This is a genomic window from Sphingobacterium sp. (genome assembly GCF_032065005.1).
GTDB lineage: Bacteria > Bacteroidota > Bacteroidia > Sphingobacteriales > Sphingobacteriaceae > Sphingobacterium.
Map to the genome: position 1 here is coordinate 30,219 of NZ_DAMBMM010000005.1, position 21,146 is coordinate 51,364.

Below are 21,146 nucleotides of genomic sequence, written 5' to 3' on the forward strand. Positions count from 1 at the left end.
CTATGAAAAAAACATGGCTACATGCATTTATTGGAGTTTCGGCAGTTTTGTTGGCCAGCTCCTGCCAAGAAACCAAAAAACAAGAATCATCAATCCAGGATACCGTGAGCACCAACTATAATGAAGGGCAATTTGGCTACGACCTGCAATTCCTGCAGAAGTATGATAGCATTTTGATTTTGAGCAATGAAAGTGGACTAGGGCAGATCTTGGTCTCCCCAAAATATCAGGGCAAGGTATTTACCTCAACCGCAGATGGGCCTGACGGTAAAAGTTTTGGCTGGGTAAATTACAAAGCCTTCTCTGCGCCGGTTGATCCCCATATGAATGCCTACGGTGGGGAAGACCGCCTCTGGTTAGGTCCAGAAGGAGGCCCATTTTCCCTATACTTCGAAAAAGGAAGTGAAATGGTCTATGATAACTGGAAAACACCAACTGCCATCGACACGGAGGCTTGGACCCTGCTCTCCGCAACTGGAAATTCAGCCAGCATGGAGAAAACTGCGGAATTGAAAAATTATGCAGGCACCGTGCTCAGCATGAAGCTTAACAGGGATATCAAGATGTTGAGCAATTCACAGATCGAAACCGATCTAGGTATTCAACTATCCGATCAGGTAAAAACGGTAGGATTTAGCAGCATCAACAGCATCAGCAATACTGGAAAAGAGGCTTGGACCAAAGAAACTGGAGCACCATGTCTTTGGAGCCTGGATATGTTTATGCCGACTGACAGCACCGTTATTCTTGTCCCTTATGAGGAGTCTGCGAAAGGAAAGGTCGCCACGACCGATTATTTTGGAGAAATCGATAAGGATAGAATCAGCTATAAAGCAGGAATACTCTATTTCAAGGCAGATGGAAAGTCAAGAGGCAAATTGGGACTGTCGCCTTCTCGAGCAAAAAACATTGCCGGAAGTTACGATCTAGCCAATGGAATCCTGACCGTAACCAAATTCAGCATCGACTCAAGCAAGGTCTATTTGAACCAGGAATGGACCACCAAAAAGGATCCTTTCTTAGGAGATGCCGTCAATGCCTATAACGATGGACCATTGGAAGATGGAAGCCAAATGGGACCTTTCTACGAAATCGAAAGTGTTTCACCCGCTGCTTTCCTGAAACCTTCAGAAAAGCTGGAGCATACCCATAATGTATATCATTTTGTTGGAGATAAATCACAAATTGCTAATCTGTTAAAGAAGTTATTTAATATAACCGTTGAAGATATTCAAACTGCTTTCTAAACCCCTAGACCATGAACAAATATCCAAAAATCGGGATTAGACCCATTATCGATGGCCGCTGGGGCGGCATACGGGAATCCCTGGAAGATACCACTATGAACATGGCCAAGGCTGTGGCAAAATTATATGAAGCTGAACTGAAATATCCCGATGGCAGCCCTGTACAATGCGTCATTGCAGATAGCTGTATCGGTGGGGTCAAGGAGGCCGCGGATTGCCAGGAAAAGTTTGATCTGGAACAAGTCGGTGTTTCCTTATCGGTAACCCCTTGTTGGTGTTATGGGTCAGAGACCATGGATATGGATCCGATCCGGCCTAAAGCCATCTGGGGCTTCAATGGTACAGAAAGACCAGGTGCCGTGTATTTAGCGGCTACCGTTGCTGCCCATAATCAAAAAGGCCTCCCTGTATTCAGCATTTATGGACATGATGTCCAAGATATGGGAGATACCAAGGTCCCAAACGATGTGAAGGACAAATTACTTTCCTTCGCCAAATCCGGCCTTGCTGTGGCCATGTTGCGCGGTAAGAGCTACCTAGCTATCGGCTCTGTTTCGATGGGCATTGTAGGTTCCATCGTAAATGCTGAATTCTTTCAGGAATATCTAGGCATGCGTAATGAATATGTAGACTCTTCAGAGGTACTACGGCGCATACAATTATGTATATATGATGAAGAAGAATTCAAAAAAGCATTGGAATGGACCAAAAAGCATTGTAAGGAAGGTGCTGATTTCAACCAAAAGCATAAGGTAAAAAACAGAAAAGAGAAGGATGAAGACTGGGAGTTTGTGGTAAAGATGACCTTGATCATCCGTGACCTTATGATCGGAAATCCTAAATTGAAGGAAATGGGCCATGCCGAGGAAGCTATGGGCCACAATGCCTTTATTTCTGGCTTCCAAGGCCAAAGGCAATGGACCGATTTCTTGCCGAATGGTGATTTTCCTGAGGCTATATTGAACTCCTCATTCGATTGGAACGGTATCCGTAGCCCTTTAATGGTCGCTACGGAGAATGACTCATTAAATGGCGTGTCCATGGCCTTCAATTACCTCTTGACCAATACGGCGCAAATATTTGCCGATGTTAGGACATATTGGTCGCCAGAGGCCGTAAAAAGAGTAAGTGGATGGAAACCTACGGGTGCCGCCAAAGACGGATTTATCCATTTGATTAACTCTGGTTCCGCTACCCTGGACGGTACTGGGCAACAATCCAGCAATGGAAAACCAGTCATGAAACCATTTTGGGAAATCTCCGATAAAGAAGCAATAGCCTGTTTAAAGGCGACAACCTGGTATCCTGCAAACCGTGATTATTTTAGGGGTGGGGGTTATTCCTCCAACTTCCTGAGTAAGGGTGGAATGCCAGTGACCATGTGCAGAATTAATTTAATAAAAGGTTTAGGACCAACGATACAAATAGCTGAAGGTTATACGGTTGATATACCAGAAAAAGTACATAAGGTTTTGGACGAACGTACCGATAAAACCTGGCCAACCACTTGGTTTGTACCTGAATTGACTGGGGAAGGTGCCTTCTCCGATGTCTATTCTGTTATGGCCAATTGGGGTTCCAACCATGGGGCAATCAGTTATGGCCACATCGGGCACGATCTGATCACGATGGCAGCCATGCTTCGGATTCCAGTCTGTATGCACAATGTTCCTGCAAACCGTCTGTTTAGACCTGCAACTTGGGCAGCCTTTGGTATGGACCCAGAAGGAGCAGACTATCGGGCATGTGAGGTATTTGGACCACTTTATAGATAGCAACATGAGCAACCACAAGAAATCATTGTTTCGGGATGATGAAGGGAACTATCTATTGGTTCCATTCCTATTCATCTGCAGTCTATTCCTATTATGGGGCTTCGCACATGGATTTTTGGATGTTTTGGATAAACATTTCCAGGATCTATTGCATGTGTCCAAGGCGCAGTCGGGCTTTGTGCAGTTCTCCTTGTACATCGGATATTTGGCAATGGCCATCCCGGCAGGCCTTTTTATCAAGAAATTTGGTTACCAGAAAGGCATCATATTCGGATTGGCGCTCTTTGCCATAGGTGCTTTTATGTTCTATCCGGCAGCCAAACTTGCCGCATTTATCCCGTTTTTGGCCGCTTTGTTCGTGATTGCCTGTGGATTGGCATTCCTGGAAACTGCTGCCAATCCCTATTCCATTGTCCTGGGTTCTAAAGATGGAGCTGCTAGACGCATCAATATTTCCCAATCCTTCAATGGTCTGGGCTGGATATTGGGACCCTTGATCGGTGGATTGATGATCTTTGGAACGGAAGCCGAAGGCGAACATGATAAATTTGACTCCTTGGTGCAGCCCTATATTGGTATAGGCTGTGTCGTGGTATTGGTTGCTATTGTCTTCCTGATCATTAAACTCCCCGAAATCAAGGAGAAGAAAGAGGCTGGGGAATACGAGGAAAATCCGCCCATGCGGAACCTGCTGAAGCATCCGGTATTCATCTTCGCTGTTATTGCCCAATTCTTATATGTTGCAGCCCAGACAGGAACAAACTCATTTTTCATCAATTATGTGATCGATGCCATTCACGATTTGAAAACCCCGATTTCTAATATTATGGGCAATCTAGGTTCATTCGGTGAATTCTTTATGCCTAAAAACGACGAACAGGCCGCTTCACTGATCCTTGCCTTTGGTGGGATGGGAGCTTTTTGGATAGGTCGGCTTACAGGTTCTTATTTGATGAAGTTTATCGCACCTCATCGTCTTTTGGGTTTTTACGCAATCATGAATGTCATCTTAAATATTTTGGTGTTCATGAACCTTGGTTGGGTTTCCGTGTTTGCACTGTTCCTGACCTACTTTTTCATGTCCATCATGTTCCCGACCATTTTCGCACTGGGGATCAACAATTTGGGTACACTCACCAAAAAAGGGTCTTCTTTTTTGGTCATGGCCGTTGCCGGTGGTGCATTCTGTCCCCCTTTGATGGGCCTGATCGCCGATCATAGTTCAATGGCCACAGGGTTCATTATTCCAGTAATGTGCTATATAGTGATTGCCGTGTTTGCTATTTGGGGGGTAGGTAAAGTGGAAGGTAAATTAGATATGTCAAATCCTGTTCATTAATAGAAGGTTAAATGAAACAATCATATGTTATTGGGGTTGATTTTGGGACTGATTCAGCTAGGGCTCTGCTGGTCGATGCTTCTAATGGTGAAGTGCTTGGATCTGCAACATCCAGCTTTAGGAGGTGGAAAGAAGGACTGTATTGCGACCCTAAAAAAAGTCAATTCCGTCAACATCCCTTGGATTATATCGAAAGCCTTGAAGTTTGTTTGAATGGCTGTTTGGCAAATGTCCATGATGAAATCAAAGCTAATATAGTGGCCATATCCATCGATGCTACGGGATCCACTCCAGTAGCCATAGATAGCAGTGGTCAACCCTTAGCCCTGACCTCGGAATTTTCCGAAAATCCAAATGCCATGTTTTTTCTGTGGAAAGACCATAGCTCCATCAAGGAAGTGGAAGAAATCAATCGAAAAGCTCAAGACTTTGAAGTCAATTACCTCAGCTATTGTGGCGGAGCCTATTCATCGGAATGGTTTTGGTCAAAATTGCTCCACTTAGCTAGGACTGACGAAGAAGTTTACAACGCTACCCATTCCTGGCTGGAGCAGAGCGATTGGTTGCCCTATCTTTTGACAGGTCAACAAGATGCACAAAAAATAAAGAGGAACGTGTGTGCAGCCGGGCATAAGGCTTTATGGGCTAGAGAATTAGGGGGATATCCTCCGCTGGAATTCTTTAACCATTTAGACCCTAAATTGGAAAGGATATACCAATCCATCAATAAAGAGGTATTTACCGCTGATGAGATTGTTGGAGTTCTATCCGCAGATTGGGCAGATAAACTAGGGTTAAAGAATAGCGTTCTGATCTGCGTAGGAGCGATCGATGCACATGTGGGAGCCATAGGAGCACAAATCCAACCTGGATATATGTGCAAGGTCATGGGGACATCCACCTGCGATATGATGGTCATTGATAGAGAAGAATTACAAGATCGATTGGTCCAAGGAATCTGTGGACAGGTTCAAGGGTCAATCGTACCACACTATATAGGGCTGGAGGCCGGGCAATCCGCTTTTGGCGATGTCTACAATTGGTTGAAAAACTTGCTGTTGTGGCCAATCACGAATAGTATGAAAAAAACTGCATTTCTGGGTAGTCAAGCCATTTCAGATTTAAGGGATGAACTTGAGCAAAATTTACTTTCGGAACTTTCCGAATTGGCCAAACAACAGCCTATCCAAGAAGATGATGAGCTGGCCTTGGATTGGTTCAATGGAAGGAGAACCCCAGATGTAAACCCTTCACTGACTGCCGCCTTGTTCCATTTGGACTTGGGGACCAATCCTGTCCATATCTTTCAGGCATTGGTCGAAGCTACCTGTTTTGGCTCCCGAGCTATTGTTGAACATGTAGAACGCCAAGGGGTTGCTATTCAAGGTGTCATTGGAATTGGGGGCATAGCCAAAAAATCGGATTATGTGATGCAGACGCTGGCAGATGTCCTTCAAAGACCAATTATGGTCCATCGGTCAGATGAAACCTGTGCTATGGGAGCTAGTATGCTGGCTGCAACTGCAGCAAAAATCTATCCTTCCTTGACGGAGGCCATGGATAACATGGGAGCCGGATTTGAAAAAGAATATTCGCCCAATCCTGAAAAGAAGGAAGTTTTTGACAAACGCTATGCAAAGTATTTGACTTATGGTTCCATGGTAAATACCATACAATAATTGAAATGAGAATTCACTTGATTTACATATTTGTTGGTTTGTTAACTTGGCTGAATGCTATGGATTCTTCCATAGCGTATGGCCAAGGGATTCCAAAATTGCTCCAGCCATACATAGCCAATCTGGAGTATTCCAAGATTGAAAATCAAAATCCTGAAATCAAGTTTAAAAAAATCGATAAACATACCTTTAGGGTTGAATTTAATTGGATAATAAAGGCCGACACCAGCTTAGATAGGCTCTATGTCGCTGTAAAGCCTGCTTTTAAGCCCAGTTTTCATTGGTCCCCTCATCTGACACCTACAGATAACCATATCATCGCCCAACATGTTTTTCGCTCAGCGGCTTTGATTGTTCAGGACAGCCAAAAGTCTTTGGCCATCATTCCGGATGTGTCGCTGTTAACATCAGAAGCTGCTGTTCCTAGCTATCTGGATCTTAATGCCGATAAGAATCTCTTGACCTTTGGCCAGGCAAATTCTAAGATTACCGATCATGTACTTTATGAAAAAGAAGAAAAAACAGATTTTCCAGCAGGAACCTATCGTTTGGCTTTTTTCGTAAAATTCTCTTCAGATCCAGCTAGCATTGAAAACCCTTTTGCCAGTATAAATCAGTTTATGTGGCAGCATTGGAGCAAGAAACTGTACCAAAATGGGGAGCCCTTCGTAAATAATAATCTCGATGCTTATGTAGACTATACCTACCAATGGGCTTTTAAATATTGGCGTGACGCTGTATGGCAGGAATTTGACCTGAATGGCAAAAGGGTTGGAGCTCCAACCTTTATTGTCAATGTTACTCAAAGCCCTAATTATCCAGGCGAAGTCAACGAAAGAGAGTTTAGGTCCATTTGGAACCAAGCTTGGTTCAATTCTTTACGCTCGGCTTCTGGATTATTTCGCTATGCAAAGCGGAAAAATATAGATTCGCTGTTGCATTATGCGAATATGACCAAGGAATTGGCTCTTTCCTTTCCTCAGAGAAATGGTTTTTTCCCGGGATTGATCGCCACAGAAATGAAGGAAGTAGAAGTCGAAGGAAAAAAATATTGGCGTTCGGCAGGGTGGGATACCTACTTTTTCGGCAACTCCAACCGTAACCCTTTTACCTGGAATGCAAAAGAGTCTCCTTACCATATTTTGGATATGAGCTATACGGCTCTATTGATGCTGGATTGGTATTCTGAATTGGAAAAAGATCCCCGTTTATTGGATTATGCCATTCGTTATGCTGATGCATTGATTAGCATACAACGCCCAGATGGTTATTTTCCAGCTTGGCTAGATTTAAACCAGCAGAAAGATATGGAGCTGCTGAGCAAATCTCCAGAATCTGCCATGTCCGTAAGTTTTTTACTGAGATTATACCAGGTCAGCAAGGATGAAAAATATAAGGCATCCGCCCTCAAAGCCCTTGATGTAATCGTAAAGGAAATTGTTCCCGTCGGACGCTGGGAAGATTTTGAAACCTACTGGTCCTGTAGCCGATTCGGACATGACAGTTTAGTGGATCGGAAAATTGCAAGAAACAATATGTACAAGCAAAATACCCTGAGCATGTACTATACGGCCCAGGCTGCTATGGAAGCTTATAAGGTTACAGCAGACCACTCCTATTTGCAAAAAGGAAAAAGGGTGCTGGATGAACTGCTGATGTGGCAAGCTGTTTGGCAACCATCCTTTATCTATATACATGCGCTGGGCGGTTTTGGAGTCATGAATGCCGATGCGGAATGGAATGATTCCAGGCAGAGCTTATTTGCTGAACTGATCATGCAATATGGAAAAGAATTAGGTCGGAAAGATTATATGCAAAGGGGTCTTGCTGCCTTAAAAGCATCCTTTGTCATGATGTATGCTCCCGAGAACCTAGAGACCAAGGAGCAATGGCAAAAACGCTGGCCATTTCTGGGAAAACAGGATTATGGCTTTATGATGGAAAACTATGGGCATGATGGCCACACCGATTCCAACGGGATTGGAATTGGGGAATTTACCATCTATGATTGGGGGAACGGAGCAGCCTCGGAAGCAGTGAATCGGATCATCGATCATTGGGGTGAAAGTGTCTTTGCAAAATGGTAATGCAAGATTAATTATGAATTAATAATAATATATTTACAAAATGGTAAAAAAGGTATCATTAAAGGATATTGCTCAGAAAATTGGTGTTTCTACCGCATTAGTTTCTTATGTATTAAGCGGTAATGAAGAAAAGGGCCGAGTAGGGAAGGATACTGCAGAAAAGATCAGACAGGCTGCCAAAGAACTGAATTATCAACCCAACCATATCGCCAAGAGTTTAAAAACGGGTAAAACCAATACCATAGGACTGATCGTTGCAGATATTTCAAATCCTTTCTTTGCGTCTATCGCAAGAGGAATAGAAGATGAGTCTGGACATTTTGGTCTGACCACCATAATCGGTAGTTCGGATGAAAGTACGGAGAAATTGAAAAATTTAGTCGATGTTTTTATAAAAAGGCAAGTCGATGGATTTATCATCTCTCCACCGGACCACTCCGAAGAAACCATTGAATATATCATTTCCTTGGGGATTCCCATCTGTTTGATCGATAGGCATTTTGACCATGTCAATTCCAGCTATGTCATCACGGATAATAAGGAGTCCATGCAGACTGCAGTGAGCCATCTCATTGAAATGGGGTACAAGAACCTGGCTTTTGTGGCCTACAAGAGTAGCCTACAGCATATGAAAGACCGTGAACAAGGTTTCTTGGATGCCAGCTCTGCCATCCAATCCAAATTGTATAAAATTAATTTCAGTAAGCAGCAGCAAGAATTGGGGCAAGTCCTCGAGGAGATTTTGAACGATAAGAAAGCTGATGCCATCGTTTTTGCCACCAATACCCTTTCGGTTGCGGGATTAAAATACCTCACCCAAAAAGAGATCCAGATCCCAAAGGACTTAAATGTAATGTGCTTTGACTTTAGTGAGGTATATGATTTCTTTTATCATCCCATTATCCATGTAAAGCAGCCTATTGAGCAGTTGGCAAAGGAAAGCGTCATTGCCCTGACCCAACAGATGAAAGATAATACGATTCAGAAAAAGGTGTTGAATTCTGAATTGGTTGCCAAGACGAGGGCCTAATGATTTATTGAAATAATTTCCAGACCATCAAGCCACAGTAAACTGCAGCCAATCCAAGAACAACGCTAAGGCCAATGTATAGGAAGGCTTGCGAGGTCTGTTGGTTTTGGATAAGATTGATGTTTTCGGCAGCAAAGGTGGAGAAGGTCGTGTAACCACCACAAAAGCCTGTTATCAGCAACAGTTTCCATTCATTGCTCAAACCCTGGTTTTTGGCAAAATAACCCAGTAATAGGCCAATCAACAGACAGCCTAAGAGGTTCACGATTAAAGTGCCAAGGGGAATCTGGCTGGGGTAATTTTTGCTGATAAATTGTCCGCTGAAATACCTTAGTACACTTCCGACAGCTCCACCTGCAGCAATAATGAATGCCTCTCTGATCATGAATAATAACTAATTTTGATTTATTTTTTTTCGAATTTAATGAATTCCTTTACAAGTTACGAATGGATTGAATCTCAATAAAACCCAGCGAAAGGTATGAAAATGAATGAAATATGATTGATGTCAGAAAATTATTGGGGAAATTATCTTATAAAATTTCAAAAAATACCCTGCGATTGTAAAAAAATGATATTTTTGTTATAACTAAATTATGAATATCATTATCCCCAAACAACAATAACCGGTTGGATTGGGACAAAAATTAGGAATGTATGGAAGCTTTAAAGACTATGGAAGCAAGGTATCCAATTGAGTTTACTGTGCCTGCTTTTGGAGCTGGTTCGTTTTATATTCAAGAAGACCTGAGGGAGGAATTCTATACCCACTATCATAGACATAAGGAAATTCAAATTTCCTATATCTTAAAAGGTAGGGGTTCGGTCGTTATCGGAAACTTAATACAGCCTTTTTTTGAAAATGAAATCTATATCCTAAAGGCCAACGACCCCCATATCTTTATTAAAGAAGGTGCTGAAAATGACCAGATCCATGTCGTCCATATTTTTGTCGCCTTTGACAAGATGCAGTCCTTCTTCAATATGCAGGAGCTGCATCGGATCAGGGATATCTTTACAACCCTGGATTCCAGTAAAAAGCTGTTGCAGAAATATAGCCTACCGGTGAGGAGCATCTTTCAATCATTACTGCGCGAGGAGGGTCTACCAAAACTCATGCGCGTATTGGAGGTCTTCGAGTACCTGATCGCCAATGAAAAGGAAATGATCTCCCTGTATTCCGGACTTCCTGAATCAAACTTCAATGATAAAGTCGGTGTCCGTATCAATGAAGTCCTGCGATATTCCCTAGAAAACTATAACCGGGAAATCAGTATCGATGCGGTTGCCAAACTCATCCACATGACCCCATCCGCATTCTGTAAGTATTTTAAAAAGCATACCATGAAAACCTATGTAACCTTTTTAAATGAAATCCGAATCGAAAAAGCCTGCCAATTGCTCATCAACAAGTCCACAGAAAATATTTCCGAAGTCGCCTACCAATGCGGTTTCAATACCGTCGTCCATTTTAACCGAGTCTTCAAACATATCCTGCATAGTTCACCCTCTGAGTTTATCCATCGTCATGCAGTGAATAATATGGCGAATTAAGGAGGAGAATTGAGATGGGAGATATGAGATGTGAGACAGTGAATTTTCTGAAAGGGTAGTTTTTTTAGTCATTCTGAGGTTTATCCGAAGAATCTCGGAGTAATACAAACAAAGATTGGGTTGATGTACAAGTCCTCCATCTTCGATGGAGAATGAAGGGAACTGTTGGAGGAGAACCGTACAGATTCCTCACTGATTGTTCAGAATCAAAATATGCTAAAGAGGGATTCAGAGTGAAGCGAAGGATCTATTTTTGTTTTTTTTCTTAGGGTTGGAGTCATTCCGAAATCGTAAGATGAGGAAACTATTTTTTGGCGATTAATTCCTGTTTTAGAGGATTTATAGAAAAATATTTCACCCACGCTGTGGGTTGGCCATTACACACATCCAATTTCTACAAAGATTCCACCCCCGCTAGGGGTTATCTGTCCCAAAGATATCCTTTGACCTATTCCTGGCCCATCCTGTCCCAGAGCAGCATAGAAAGGCATTCTAGTTCAACAGCGGGCGTTTTCAAAACGCCCCTACAGTATTGGGGACTTTCCAACGATATAATGACAAGATAATCTTGGTCTATCCGGTGGGTGAGCATTCTAAGATAAAAGCAAATAATTATGCTGATAATTTTAGAAATGGTTCATCTCTTTTTACCACTGCGAATATTCTCAATATAATTTTGTTTGCAATAGCGTTGATTACAGATAGTTTATGTTTTCCTTCCTCCGTTTTCCTTTTATAATAGTTTTTGAGCTGTGGGTCATGTTGTAACGCCGATGAAGCTGCCTTGAACAGGATTGCCTTCATGTTTTTGTCGCTGATGGGACTGGTGCTGGCCCTTTTTCTTACGCTGCTTCCGGATCGATATTCAAACGGGGCAAGACCGCTGTGGCAGGCAAATTTTCTGGGGTCATCAAACTTGCTGAAGTTCTCGGTCTCCACGATACATTTGATTGCAGTAAGTGGTCCCACGCCAATTACCTTTGTGATCTTGCGATAAGAATCGCTGAGTTGGACATTTCCCCGGATGATCTCCAGCATCTGCTTTTCAAGCTTAGCAATTACCTTTTGATGTGCATCGATTAGTTTTTGATTTTCTTTGAGTTCCTTTGCCAGGGAAATATCAGCTGCAACCAACTTAAATGCCTTCAGGCTGTTTTTTTGCTGTACCATAATCTTGACTTGACCATCCCGCATGGCCATAAGGATTTTAAGTCTGCGGATTTCACGGCTGGCCAGGGTGAAGGGCTTTAGGTCAAACCTATTGGCCAGTGCGTATTTGGCAATCCGTAAAGCATCAACAGCATCGTTTTTACCACGTACCAATCCACTGGAAAGTTTCATCTCAAGAGGATTGATGACTGAGAATCTCATCGATGCAGAACTAAATTCCGTCATCAGCAAATAACCATAGAGACCCGTATGTTCCATGCACATATGCGGCTCATAGTCGGTATACTTCTTTACCATGGTCAAAAAGGACTTGATCCCTTTCTTGCTATTGAAATGGATACCTGATGGGATCACTGTTTCACCTGTTTCAGATATACCGTAGAAGTCAAAAACATCTTTTGATATATCGATGCCAATAAATAACTTTTTCATAATTTTACAATTAGGTAAGAGTCTGGAAACCTCAGGGTCAATGCTATCGCTATTAATAAGTCTTAAAACTTGGCATTCTAAATGGCACCAAAACCCAAGAAGAATTGAGGACTAATGCTCACGATAAGTCATGAACTTACGAGTCGAACTAGTTCACCTCAATTCTTCAGGTTTTCAGATATATAAATTTAATATAAATCTCTATTACAAATCTAATAGCCTGTCGAACCCCCATTCTGTACCCAGAGCGGCATAGAAGGACGTTCTAGTTCAACAGCGGGCGTTTTCAAAACGCCCCTACAGTATGAGGGTATTCCAACGACATAATGACAAGATGATCTTGGTCTATCCTCTCATCCTTTCCATCCTGGTTCCTGCCCAGCTCTTGGTCTATCCTCACATCCATTTAATCCTGGTTCATATCCAGTTCTTGGTCTATCCTCTCATCCTTTCCATCCTGGTTCAAAAGATGCACTTCCCCAAATTTGGAATTTGGCTCAAAATTTGTTATATTACTAGCAAACAATAAAAGAAAGGTAAATAATATGATTAAAAAAGAAAGAAGTAAAAAAGAAAAAATGATCCAGAACCCATTCTCATTCTATGTAACGAATGTAGGGTTTATCGGAAACCAACCAAGCCCACAAAATAGAAGTGTTAACAAGAAAAGTTAACCCTTCTACAAAACCAAAACAGATTAAATTTAGACGTGCTTTTTGAGAAAAAAGCATTTTGTGTTTCTAGAGGGGCCGTTCACCTCACCCAAAATCCCCAATCCTTCAAAAGAATTAAAAATTGAAACTTGCCGTCCTTTTAGGATTGTCGAGTTTGGTGCTTTTTTTTACATTGTTGACCTTGATATGCATGATGTTCGACTGATTCTTGAAATCCTGGAAAAGGAGTTGATTGACAATGTCCAGTTTGCTGATGGAGGTAACATTGCTGACTTCAAAATAGCACCAAGCTACATCCTCCTCAATCTCATAGCCAACATATTGTAAGTTTCGAGGTTGATTATTGATATTGATCTTGAAATTTTGCCGGATGTATTTCGAAATGGCGGAGTCTGCAGCGGCTTTGTTTTTGGGATGGATTACATCGATATGTTGGCCTAATTGGCTTTTCAAGGCTACTTCCAGGTCATCATAAAACAGCCTGCAGGAGACCTCAATGCGTTTTTTGCTGGGGTTGAAATCAACTGAACTGATGCTGACATAAAAAGGGTGCGCAAAAGCAATCAATGCCGTAAACATTCCAACAAGCAGCAATCCTAATCTTAATTTCTTCCAATCCATTCTTTTGATTTTTTGCAACAATTATGTGCAAATCTGCTTAAAATTAGTAAATCCGTTTGTCTATGTTAAAATAATATTAATTTTGCTATGTTATTATTACAAGACCTAATTAATGAGCGATTTCTCTATCTATTTTCAGCTTGGTTGGCAGCATATCTTGGACCTGACGGGTTATGACCATATTCTGTTTGTTCTCGTTTTATGTTGCAGTTATACGCTAAAAGATTGGAAGAAAATTCTTTGGCTGGTAACCGCATTTACGGTCGGCCATTCCATCACCTTGGCATTGGCAGCTTTTAAGATCGTAAGGGTAGATACCGCTTGGGTGGAATTCTTGATTCCGGTGACCATTTTGGCCACCGCATTCTATAATTTGCCCAAAAGAAGAAAGCAGCGAAGTCCATATGTACTTTATGCGATGACCTTATTCTTTGGGCTGATCCACGGTCTTGGATTTTCAAATTACCTGCAATCGTTGTTGGGACAGGAAGCTAATATTGTACTTCCACTGCTGTCCTTCAATATAGGTTTAGAGTTTGGACAACTTATCATTGTCTTTTTTGTTATTCTGCTGTCGGAGTTGATGCTCAAGATTTTTGCAGTTAGCAACCGTGATTGGAGCTTCTTCCTCTCATCGGCTGTCATTGGAATCTCCTTTATTATGGCACTTGAACGTATTCCTTTATGAAATTAAATTCATCAATAATCAAAACCATTTGCCTTGCCCTTTTAGGCTCGGCAAGCATATATGCTGCCCAAGCACAGATGCAGCACAACCCAGGTTCCAACCATGGGAATAAGTTTGAGCAACTGGGTAACCTGTTGACGGATCCAAATATCTTTCGAACGGCATCTGGTGCACCAGGGGCAATGTATTGGCAACAGAAAGCCGATTATGTCATTGATGTGGAAGTTGATGATGTCAATCGCGTGCTGAAAGGATCTGAAACCATTACCTATACCAACAATTCGCCAGATCCATTGACCTACCTATGGATTCAACTGGATGAAAACGAACATGCTGACAATGCCGAAAGTAAACGGTTTGACCAAAGTAGCTTAAGGGAGAAAATGTCCATTGGCGAACTGAAATCATTGGTTCCTGAGAAAAAAGGTTTTGGTGTCAATATCCATAAGGTGACCGATGGAGCCAATAAGGCGCTAAAATATACCATCAACTATACCATGATGCGTATTGATCTTCCTACAGCATTGAAGCCTGGCGCTAAATTCGTGTTGAAGATTGATTGGGATTATAAGATCTCTGATCGTATGGTCGAAGGTGGTCGTGGTGGGTTTGAGCATTTTGCAAAAGATGATAATAACCTATACACCATTGCGCAATGGTTTCCACGTATGGCGGTCTATTCCGATTTTCAGGGATGGCAAAATAAACAGTTTACCGGAAGAGGGGAATTTGCCCTGGTTTTTGGTGACTATAAAGTAAATATCACGGTTCCAGCGGACCATGTGGTAGGAGCGACCGGCGAATGCCAAAACTATGCTCAGGTATTGACCTCGGCGCAATTGGCTAGATGGAAGCAGGCTCAGCAATCGAAGGAACCCGTTGAGATTGTTACTTTGGAGGAAGCTAACAAAGCCATTCAACAGAAATCAAATGCCAAGAAAACTTGGGTATATGAAGCCAAGAACGTTCGCGATTTTGCCTTCGTTACCTCTCGTCGCCTGATCTGGGATGCTTTGCGCGTAAATGAAGGTATTCCGGGAAACCAGCCGATGGCCATGTCCTATTATGGTCCTGAGGCTTACCCATTGTACCGTAAATATTCCACCAAAGTTGTTGCCCATACCTTAAAGACATATTCTAAATTCTCTATCCCGTATCCTTATCCAGTAGCTATCTCTGTGGAAGCTGCAAATGGTATGGAATATCCTATGATCTGTTTCAACTATGGCCGTGCCGATGAGGATGGTACCTATACGGAGGCCGTAAAATATGGCATGATCGGAGTGATTATCCACGAAGTTGGACATAACTTCTTTCCGATGATCGTCAATTCGGATGAGCGTCAATGGACTTGGATGGACGAAGGATTGAATACGTTCCTTCAGTATTTGACCGAACAAGAATGGGACAAGGATTTTCCTTCCCGTCGTGGACCAGCCTACAAGATCGTGGATTACATGAAGCTTCCAAAAGATCAGTTGGAACCTATCATGACCAATTCAGAAAATATCGTTCAATTTGGACCGAATGCATACGCTAAACCAGCGACAGCTCTAAATATCTTGAGAGAAACAGTAATGGGGCGTGAGCTCTTTGACTATGCCTTTAAGGAATATGCAAGACGATGGGAGTTCAAACACCCTACACCAGCCGACTTCTTCCGTACCATGGAAGACGCCTCTGCTGTAGATCTTGATTGGTTCTGGAGAGGATGGTTCTTTGGAACTGATCCGGTTGAGATTTCCTTAGATAATGTGACGCAATACAGAATGAGTGGATCAGATCCTAAGAAAACGCAACAGGAGAAAAAAGAAGCATTTGAAAAAGACCTGAACAGTATTACGCGTCAGCGAAATATGGAAGAGAATATGGCTTTCTTAGTCGATAAGGATACCTCTCTTCAAGATTTCTATAATAAATGGGATCGTTTTGCCGTGAATCCAGCAGATGAGGCTAGCTACCAAGATTTCTACAATAAGCTAACCGATAAGGAAAAAGATATCTTCAATGGTAAGACTACCTTCTATGAGTTGAACTTCAAGAACAATGGTGGATTGGTCATGCCATTGATTATCGAATGGACCTTTACCGATGGAAGCAAAGAGATCGATCAAGTCCCTGCTTATATCTGGAGAATGGATGAAAATGAAGCAACGAAAGTATTTGCAAAGAGCAAGCAAGTTGCCTCCATTCAATTGGATCCGTACCGTGAAACTGCGGATATAGATGAGTCAAACAATGCATGGCCTCGAACTTCTCAACCTTCCAGGTTTGAGTTGTACCAGCAGAATGGACGAGCAGCTCGCGGTCAATCGGCCGAGAGCAACCCGATGAAAGAAGCTAAAAAACAAAATAATAGATAGGTAATACTAAACCAAAAATATAAAGGGCAGCTCAAATTTTGAGCTGCCCTTGTGTTATATCTAACAATTTTTTGGCTATAATATCCTAGTTTTGGTTTGGACTTATTCGAGACAGATTCCGAATTTTCCGAATATGGCTCGAATAAGGGTAAAGCTTGGTCAAGAGCTTGCGGTCTAAGAACGCTTGGTCAGGGAAAATTTCGGATGAAAGATAAGTGGGTTTAGATATCCTAAAACTATGGTCTGTCTGATTTCAGCCTGCTGAAGACCAGAAGGTCCCTAAATTGGAAATTGCCCATCCATTCGCCATTCCTTTTGGTTCCTTCGAGCTTAAAGCCTAGTCTTTTTGGGATATTGATGCTTTTTTCATTGCCTATGGCGCAGCAGATCTGTATGCGTTCTAATTTAAGTTCTTCAAAAAGCTCCTGGATCAGGGCTTCCACCGAACGGGTCATGATCCCCTGATTTTGGAAGTCTTGGGATAGCCAATAGCCAATTTCTGTGTTCTTGTTCAATAAATCGGTCTCCTTGGTGCCGATCAAGCCAATCATACGGTCATCGAAACAAATCTTATAGACATAATCCTTTTTGAGCTTTCGGCTGAGCATCGCCATTTCAACAAATCCCTTGCTGTCCTCCACTCTGTTGGTAAATTGGACGAAAGGTAGCCATTGTCCAAGATACTCCCTTTGGCTATTGATGATGTTGTACATGCGAATGGCATCGCTCTCGACGATTGCTTTCAAGCTGATTTGAGGATCTATTTCGATGATTCTTTTCATGTTTGGGTCTTAGTCAGTATTTCTCTCAGTGCTGCGGAAACTCGTTCTTGGTCTTGTTCGGAATTGAGATCAAGACCGCAGAATGTGCTTCCGTTTGTTTTGGCGTGAAGGGCTAGGTAATATAAGCCTGCAGTTTGCAGGGCAAGGATAGCGCAGGTGTCGACATCGGAATTGGGGTGGCTCTTCTCGTATTTACGGATGAGCTCTGCGCCAATTTCTTCACGGCTATCCGCTAGTTTACGCAGGATTTCCTTGTTTTCAGAAAGCTCCCACTGCAAGATTCGCTGTAGGATCTCGTCGTTAAGAACAGCATTGAACTGTCCTTGCAAGAGCGCAAACATCTCATCATCCTGAATGATCTCCTGGCTCAATAATTTGGAAATAGTGGATTTGGCCTTGGTTTTCCAATAATCCCTTTTTTCGATATATAGCTCGACCAAATTGTCCAAATTATCAAAATAGGTATAGATCAATTTACGGTCGACTTTTGCTTCTGTGGCAATATTTGCAATGGTCAATCCAGGGTAACCATGTTTTTTTAAAACCTTTCCGACGGCATTGACGATTCTGTTCATCGTTCTTGCCTTTTCACGTACGGGTCCAGAGGTGATTTTTCTGGACTTCTGCTCAGGATTCGGAGCTTTTTTCATATCTGTTTAAAATAGTAGGATAAATTTAAGCATTATTCACAGCATAGGGAATAAAGTGAGTAATATCATTATTTATCAGGTTGCTTCTGCGGCTCTGTATCTTCCCTTATGATTTGGGCTTTGGCATATTGATTTAACGCTTTGTAGTGCCTATAAAGTATTCTCTTTTCTAGGCTTTTTGGTGCCAATACCTTAATACATTCCCCAAATCCCAATATCTCTCGCTCCAGCTCCAGGTTCAGTACCACGTCTATACGTATGGTAATGGAACCATCGTCATGTCTTTTTTGGATCTGTTGGGAGCTGTGCAACGGTTTGGTCTCTACATAGGGGGCATTGGCAGCATTTACCTGTAGGATGACCTTCTGGCCACGTTCCTTGGCAGATTTGGTTACGCCTATGGTATCTGAAAAGTATCGATCGAAATCAATACCTTCATAAGGTTGAAACCCATTTTTGGCCATCATGTCAATTTCAGCCATCCGGTCCAGTGCCAACGTAGTTAGGCTTGAATGGTGCTTTTTACAACAGATAAGAAACCATCGGTTTCTATATTCCTTTAATAGATAGGGGCTGTATACCTCAACGGTTGGCTGTTTGGACTTGAAGGATTTGTATTTGATTAAAACTGGGTTTTCGTCCTTGATGGCTTGATAGAGTGGGGTAATCCATTTCAATCCCTTTAATAAAGGGTTGGCTTCAAGCTGTACAATGGACTTGCCTTCTCCCTTTGAAGCGTACATCTGGCTCTCTAAACGGATGATCATATCGCTCATTTCCTCAAAAAAGGTAAAGCCATTCAAATGTTTCAGGACATCGACGGCTTCTTTCATTTTTTCCATGTCCATGGAGGAAATTGGGGAGTTGCTAATGCTGTAATTCGGGTCTTCGTAGCTATAATATCGACGGTCCTTGACAACAATTGGAGCATTATAACCGAGCTTATTGCTTCGCATCAACTGTATATCGCCTTGTATTGTCCTTTTACTGACGCCACTATTGATTCCTTCCAGCTCATAAAGCGCATCCGAAACCTTTTCTATCAAGTCCTCCAAAGTCCATTTCCTATGGGTTTGTTGAAGACATTGGTCGATGATTTTGTATCGGATAAGAGCAAGTTTGTTTGTAGACATGGATTTCCTTTCCTTTTTGGATAAAATAAAGATAGATAATTTGACATTATTACGCAAAGTATTTGCGTAGTAATGTCTTTTTGTAAATATGTTATAAAAATGTTGTTAAATTAATTAATTGATACACAGTGTAATAAATGTATAATGTTAAAATAATATGGATAAAATTTTACTACGCATAAGTGATGCGTAGTGCTGTATGCACCTTTGTAATGTCGGGTATGACAAATGTTCTTTGATTAAACAAGCGATAAGCTTTTTATACGATATATGTCCGAAAGGATATATAATCTGTAGAGATCAAATCGTAATCCTGGTGTCCTGTTTCTGTATAGCAGGCTAGTGCTTTTCCGGTAGGATGGAGTATACTGATTATGAGATGGGTCTATAGATTAATTGTTTGCTGTGCAGGTTCGAATCCTGCTCCTGGTTTCCAGGATAATTCAAATGGCTAGAATAACAAACCCATGGTTGAAATAGGACCATAAACATCCTCACACGATGCATTTTCGTGGTAAAACACGATGGACGAGTTTAGGTCTTCTCTAAAAAGATCAAAAGCTTATTGCCAATGGTTCGGTTAAAGGCATGTTCATGCCAATAACAGTTGGAAAGGATCTTTGCAACTTTTTGCTAGACCTAGACCAAAGGCGAATTGTTCTTGAACTACTGGAAGACCTGTTCTTCCACTATGGGAAAGGCAAGGTCACTGGATGGTCTAGGACTACCCTAGAGTTCCGTTCTGGACCGATGAACGATTGGCGGTAGCTTTTTAGGATTAAATGAATGAGTGAAATAATTAAATAGAAAAACAATGAAAAAGGTATTAATTAACAGAAACGAAGTAGGATTGATCATCAAAAACAATGCTGTGAAAAGGATTGTGACTGAAGGAAAATACTGGTTAGGCTTTGGGGAATCCCTAGAGCGCCATGATATGGCGAAACCATTTCAGGTTGCTCAACATCTAGATGTTTTGTTGACTGTACCTGGATTTGATGAATTGGTTGAAATCGTTGAGGTCTTGGACAATGAAATCGCTTTGATGTTCAAGAACAAGAACCTTGTGGGCTTGTTGAATGCGGGAAGACATGTCTTCTGGAAAGGTTTGGAGGATTTGGAATTCCAAATTGAGAATATGGATACCTTGGAGGTGCCTTCTTCCATCAACAAGGCTTATTTAAGGAAAGACTTGTTCAAACCTTATGTGAGCAGATATCAGATTGAAGAATTTCAAGGAGCATTGCTTTTTGTGAATGGTAAATTTGAAAGAGAATTGTTGGCTGGTGAATACTTTTTTTGGAAAAACGCTGATGCCATTCAGGTGGCCATCGTGGACAAAAGAGCAATGTATATGGAGATTCCAGGTCAGGAAATCTTGACTAAGGACAAAGTGCAGATCCGATTGAATATCGGTTTCCAATATCAAGTCAAAGATATCAAGATGGCCTTGTTGGAAAACCAATCCTATGATAATCATTTATATGTTTTGATGCAGATGATCGTGAGAACGTATGTGTCTGACCAAACATTCGATGGATTATTGGAAAATAAGGATGCGATCGCTAAGGTGATCTTGGAAGAAGCAAAGAGGTCGGTTCAGCGATTGGGAATTGAATTGATTTCAATGGGTATCAAGGATATTATCCTTCCGGGAGAAATCAAGGATATCATGAACCAAGTGTTGGTCGCTGAGAAGAAAGCTCAGGCGAATATCATTACCAGAAGGGAAGAAACGGCCTCGACAAGGAGCTTGCTGAATACCGCGAAGCTTTTGGAAGAGAATGCGATGTTGTTCCGGTTGAAGGAAATGGAATACGTGGAGAAGATTGCGGACAAGATCAATACGATTTCTGTTTCTGGAAACGGTCAGATCGTGGATCAATTGAAACAATTGTTCTTAAATAAATAGGAAGCCCTGC

Annotated in this window: 17 protein-coding genes; 11 read left to right on the plus strand and 6 right to left on the minus strand. The window is 41.8% G+C overall.

Features of this window, described 5'->3' with window-relative positions:
* The first annotated feature begins 2 nt into the window (after positions 1–2).
* From RT138_RS09695 to RT138_RS09720, 6 genes are read left to right on the plus strand one after another with little or no spacing between them, the layout of a single operon-like run.
* The gene (locus tag RT138_RS09695) at positions 3–1,247 is read left to right on the plus strand and encodes a DUF6786 family protein (RefSeq protein ID WP_313190503.1); all 1,245 of its coding nucleotides are present in this window, start codon (positions 3–5) and stop codon (positions 1,245–1,247) included.
* Between the two features lie 11 nt (positions 1,248–1,258).
* Complete coding sequence (locus tag RT138_RS09700) at positions 1,259–3,022, plus strand: L-fucose isomerase (RefSeq protein WP_313190504.1); 1,764 nt, start codon at positions 1,259–1,261, stop codon at positions 3,020–3,022.
* Between the two features lie 4 nt (positions 3,023–3,026).
* The gene (fucP, locus tag RT138_RS09705; RefSeq protein WP_313190505.1) at positions 3,027–4,361 is read left to right on the plus strand and encodes an L-fucose:H+ symporter permease; all 1,335 of its coding nucleotides are present in this window, start codon (positions 3,027–3,029) and stop codon (positions 4,359–4,361) included.
* A gap of 11 nt (positions 4,362–4,372) precedes the next feature.
* A complete protein-coding gene (locus RT138_RS09710) occupies positions 4,373–6,040 on the plus strand; it encodes a ribulokinase (RefSeq protein WP_313190506.1) in 1,668 nt (555 codons plus the stop codon).
* A 5-nt stretch (positions 6,041–6,045) separates the two neighbouring features.
* Positions 6,046–8,127: a hypothetical protein gene (locus RT138_RS09715; RefSeq protein WP_313190507.1), complete on the plus strand. Its 2,082-nt coding sequence runs from the start codon at positions 6,046–6,048 to the stop codon at positions 8,125–8,127.
* A gap of 40 nt (positions 8,128–8,167) precedes the next feature.
* Positions 8,168–9,157: a LacI family DNA-binding transcriptional regulator gene (locus RT138_RS09720; protein WP_313190508.1), complete on the plus strand. Its 990-nt coding sequence runs from the start codon at positions 8,168–8,170 to the stop codon at positions 9,155–9,157.
* A gap of 4 nt (positions 9,158–9,161) precedes the next feature.
* Here the strand turns inward: RT138_RS09720 and crcB are convergent, their stop codons facing one another.
* Positions 9,162–9,542 (minus strand): fluoride efflux transporter CrcB, encoded by a 381-nt coding sequence (gene crcB / locus RT138_RS09725; RefSeq protein WP_313190509.1) that lies wholly within the window; start codon positions 9,540–9,542, stop codon positions 9,162–9,164.
* Between the two features lie 272 nt (positions 9,543–9,814).
* Between crcB and RT138_RS09730 the strand changes: the two genes are divergently transcribed.
* Positions 9,815–10,711, plus strand: a complete 897-nt coding sequence (locus RT138_RS09730) for an AraC family transcriptional regulator (RefSeq protein ID WP_185211507.1) — start codon at positions 9,815–9,817, stop codon at positions 10,709–10,711.
* A gap of 612 nt (positions 10,712–11,323) precedes the next feature.
* Here the strand turns inward: RT138_RS09730 and RT138_RS09735 are convergent.
* Together RT138_RS09735 and RT138_RS09740 are read right to left on the minus strand one after the other, a co-directional pair.
* A complete protein-coding gene (locus RT138_RS09735; RefSeq protein ID WP_313190510.1) occupies positions 11,324–12,313 on the minus strand; it encodes an IS110 family transposase in 990 nt (329 codons plus the stop codon).
* Positions 12,314–13,101: 788 nt separating this feature from the next.
* Positions 13,102–13,608 (minus strand): DUF6702 family protein, encoded by a 507-nt coding sequence (locus RT138_RS09740; protein WP_313190511.1) that lies wholly within the window; start codon positions 13,606–13,608, stop codon positions 13,102–13,104.
* A 112-nt stretch (positions 13,609–13,720) separates the two neighbouring features.
* On the opposite strand from RT138_RS09740, the gene RT138_RS09745 reads away from it, so the two are divergent.
* The gene (locus RT138_RS09745; RefSeq protein ID WP_185211509.1) at positions 13,721–14,296 is read left to right on the plus strand and encodes a HupE/UreJ family protein; all 576 of its coding nucleotides are present in this window, start codon (positions 13,721–13,723) and stop codon (positions 14,294–14,296) included.
* A complete protein-coding gene (locus RT138_RS09750) occupies positions 14,293–16,659 on the plus strand; it encodes a M1 family metallopeptidase (protein ID WP_313190512.1) in 2,367 nt (788 codons plus the stop codon). The genes RT138_RS09745 and RT138_RS09750 overlap by 4 nt, the downstream gene beginning before the upstream one ends.
* Before the next feature lie 236 nt (positions 16,660–16,895).
* On the opposite strand, the gene RT138_RS09755 is transcribed toward RT138_RS09750, so the two are convergent.
* The 3 genes from RT138_RS09755 to RT138_RS09765 all read right to left on the minus strand — a co-directional run bounded on the left by RT138_RS09755 (position 16,896) and on the right by RT138_RS09765 (position 19,224).
* Positions 16,896–17,441, minus strand: coding sequence for a GNAT family protein (locus RT138_RS09755; protein WP_313190513.1), 546 nt, complete (start codon positions 17,439–17,441; stop codon positions 16,896–16,898).
* The gene (locus RT138_RS09760; protein ID WP_313190514.1) at positions 17,438–18,091 is read right to left on the minus strand and encodes a TetR/AcrR family transcriptional regulator; all 654 of its coding nucleotides are present in this window, start codon (positions 18,089–18,091) and stop codon (positions 17,438–17,440) included. The genes RT138_RS09755 and RT138_RS09760 overlap by 4 nt, the downstream gene beginning before the upstream one ends.
* Before the next feature lie 68 nt (positions 18,092–18,159).
* Positions 18,160–19,224 (minus strand): WYL domain-containing protein, encoded by a 1,065-nt coding sequence (locus RT138_RS09765; protein WP_313190515.1) that lies wholly within the window; start codon positions 19,222–19,224, stop codon positions 18,160–18,162.
* Between the two features lie 594 nt (positions 19,225–19,818).
* On the opposite strand from RT138_RS09765, the gene RT138_RS09770 reads away from it, so the two are divergent.
* A complete protein-coding gene (locus tag RT138_RS09770) occupies positions 19,819–19,992 on the plus strand; it encodes a hypothetical protein (protein ID WP_313190516.1) in 174 nt (57 codons plus the stop codon).
* A 46-nt stretch (positions 19,993–20,038) separates the two neighbouring features.
* Positions 20,039–21,136 carry a slipin family protein gene (locus tag RT138_RS09775; RefSeq protein ID WP_313190517.1) on the plus strand — a complete coding sequence of 366 codons (1,098 nt, stop codon included), beginning with the start codon at positions 20,039–20,041 and terminating at the stop codon, positions 21,134–21,136.
* Positions 21,137–21,146: the final 10 nt, after the last annotated feature.

What these genes read in the sequence shown, in the direction of transcription:
- RT138_RS09695 (WP_313190503.1), top strand. Translation starts at nt 3, where the DNA reads ATGAAAAAAACATGGCTACATGCATTTATTGGAGTTTCGGCAGTTTTG.
- RT138_RS09700 (WP_313190504.1), top strand. Translation starts at nt 1,259, where the DNA reads ATGAACAAATATCCAAAAATCGGGATTAGACCCATTATCGATGGCCGC.
- fucP (WP_313190505.1), top strand. Translation starts at nt 3,027, where the DNA reads ATGAGCAACCACAAGAAATCATTGTTTCGGGATGATGAAGGGAACTAT.
- RT138_RS09710 (WP_313190506.1), top strand. Translation starts at nt 4,373, where the DNA reads ATGAAACAATCATATGTTATTGGGGTTGATTTTGGGACTGATTCAGCT.
- RT138_RS09715 (WP_313190507.1), top strand. Translation starts at nt 6,046, where the DNA reads ATGAGAATTCACTTGATTTACATATTTGTTGGTTTGTTAACTTGGCTG.
- RT138_RS09720 (WP_313190508.1), top strand. Translation starts at nt 8,168, where the DNA reads ATGGTAAAAAAGGTATCATTAAAGGATATTGCTCAGAAAATTGGTGTT.
- crcB (WP_313190509.1), bottom strand. Translation starts at nt 9,542, where the DNA reads ATGATCAGAGAGGCATTCATTATTGCTGCAGGTGGAGCTGTCGGAAGT.
- RT138_RS09730 (WP_185211507.1), top strand. Translation starts at nt 9,815, where the DNA reads ATGGAAGCTTTAAAGACTATGGAAGCAAGGTATCCAATTGAGTTTACT.
- RT138_RS09735 (WP_313190510.1), bottom strand. Translation starts at nt 12,313, where the DNA reads ATGAAAAAGTTATTTATTGGCATCGATATATCAAAAGATGTTTTTGAC.
- RT138_RS09740 (WP_313190511.1), bottom strand. Translation starts at nt 13,608, where the DNA reads ATGGATTGGAAGAAATTAAGATTAGGATTGCTGCTTGTTGGAATGTTT.
- RT138_RS09745 (WP_185211509.1), top strand. Translation starts at nt 13,721, where the DNA reads ATGAGCGATTTCTCTATCTATTTTCAGCTTGGTTGGCAGCATATCTTG.
- RT138_RS09750 (WP_313190512.1), top strand. Translation starts at nt 14,293, where the DNA reads ATGAAATTAAATTCATCAATAATCAAAACCATTTGCCTTGCCCTTTTA.
- RT138_RS09755 (WP_313190513.1), bottom strand. Translation starts at nt 17,441, where the DNA reads ATGAAAAGAATCATCGAAATAGATCCTCAAATCAGCTTGAAAGCAATC.
- RT138_RS09760 (WP_313190514.1), bottom strand. Translation starts at nt 18,091, where the DNA reads ATGAAAAAAGCTCCGAATCCTGAGCAGAAGTCCAGAAAAATCACCTCT.
- RT138_RS09765 (WP_313190515.1), bottom strand. Translation starts at nt 19,224, where the DNA reads ATGTCTACAAACAAACTTGCTCTTATCCGATACAAAATCATCGACCAA.
- RT138_RS09770 (WP_313190516.1), top strand. Translation starts at nt 19,819, where the DNA reads ATGCCAATAACAGTTGGAAAGGATCTTTGCAACTTTTTGCTAGACCTA.
- RT138_RS09775 (WP_313190517.1), top strand. Translation starts at nt 20,039, where the DNA reads ATGAAAAAGGTATTAATTAACAGAAACGAAGTAGGATTGATCATCAAA.